Genomic DNA, 1686 nt, shown 5'->3' on the forward strand with positions numbered 1-1686 from the left:
TGGGCCGAGGCTGTGTAAAAACGCGCGCGCATCAACAAATCGATGACCGCTTCAGTGGCTGGCTGGCCGCATCCGTTTATCCAGTGCGCCGATGCGCCAGAGTGGCGTGTTTGAAGGCGTTTGAGCGTCGTCGAGCGGGCAACCGAGAGTCAAGAAGGGCTCAGGGGCCCACCAATTGCATCGCCTTCATCGTTTTGGCGATACCTAATACGCTGATCACCCGCTTGAAGTTGTAAGCCAGCACGTGAAGGCTCATTTCGGTGTCGACGTGAGCCATCGTCTTCATCAGGAAGTGCGTGGAACCCATCCAGTGCTTGAGTGTCCCGAAGACATGTTCAATCGTCGATCGTCTCAATGTCATCGCATTGGGTTTGCGATCCATTCGATGCTGCATCCGCTCGATCACAGCTTCATGTTCCCACCGGCGAATGCGCCTATAGGATGAGGTTGTGCACTGAGCTTTCATAGAACAGCTTGGGCAAGCACTGGGCCAGTAGAAATCCAAGTTGAGATTGCCTTCAAATCTAGAGAATCGATAGATCGCTCGTTGCCCGGCAGGACACTGGTATTCGTCATCTTTCGCGATGTAAATGAAGTCTCGCTTGTCAAACCGGCCGTGGGCTTTCGCATTCGATGTCATCGCCTTCGGAACGAAGGCTGTGATGCCTGCGTCCTCGCAGGCCTTTATCTCAAGTCCATTGAAGTAGCCTCGGTCTGCGAAGGCTTGCAGCTTGGTCTTGCCCATCGCGTCGCGTGCGGCCAATGCCATCTTGCTCAGCTGCGCCCTGTCGTTGCCGATGTTCGTGACCTCGTGCGCAACGATGAGATGGTGTTTGCCATCAACGGCAGTCTGCACGTTGTACCCGACCAAGCCAGTGCTCTTGCCTGTCTGAAGCATCGAACGCGCGTCGGGATCGGTGAGGGAGAACTGCTGGCCTGGTTCGCTTTTGAGCTGTTCCTTCGTTTCGTCGAGTTGGCGCATCTGCTCGCGCAGCCTCTCGATCTTCTCTTGCAGTCGTTCAGTCTTGGCTTCGAGATCCGCAGGCTGTGTTCGATCAGCAGTTTCCAGTGCGTCGAGGTAGCGCTGGATGCTTTGCTCTATTTGTTCCTTTCGCCCGTCAATCTTGCCGGGAGAGAAATTGCGATCCCGGCTGTTGACGGCTTTGAACTTGCTGCCGTCGATCGCCACTACCGCCTGAGAGAAGAGCTTCAACTGTCGGCACAACTGGATGAAGCGGCGGCACACATTGCGGATGCCCTTGCCGTTGTCGTGACGGAAATCAGCGATCGTCTTGAAGTCGGGCGTCAGGCGACCCGTCAACCACATGAGTTCCACATTACGTTGCGCCTCGCGTTCGAGGCGCCGGCTCGACTGAATGCGATTGAGATAACCGTAGATATACAGCTTGAGCAGAACCGAAGGGTGATACGAAGGTCGCCCGGTGATGGCAGGATCAACGCCCTCAAAGCCCAAGGCTGCAAGATCAAGCTCGTTGACGAAGGCATCGACGATGCGTACCGGGTTGTCTTCACCGACGAAGTCGTCGAGACATTCGGGCAGCAGCGTAACCTGCCTTCTATCCGCGCCTTCAATGAATCGCTTCATGCGCCACCTCGCCAAAACGGGTGGCGAGATTTTATTTTCTACGACGCAAACGGCGAAGTGTTTTCACACAGCCTCGGCCC

1 protein-coding gene is annotated in these 1686 nt (G+C 55.8%); it reads right to left on the bottom strand.

Annotated elements, in window-relative coordinates; genetic code table 11:
- Positions 1-160: 160 nt before the first annotated feature.
- A complete protein-coding gene (locus HCU76_RS36260; RefSeq protein ID WP_213959977.1) occupies positions 161-1606 on the bottom strand; it encodes an IS1182 family transposase in 1446 nt (481 codons plus the stop codon).
- Between the last annotated feature and the right edge of the window lie 80 nt (positions 1607-1686).

Source organism: Variovorax sp. dw_308, from assembly GCF_019207085.1.
In the GTDB taxonomy this organism is placed as follows: Bacteria; Pseudomonadota; Gammaproteobacteria; order Burkholderiales; family Burkholderiaceae_C; genus Variovorax.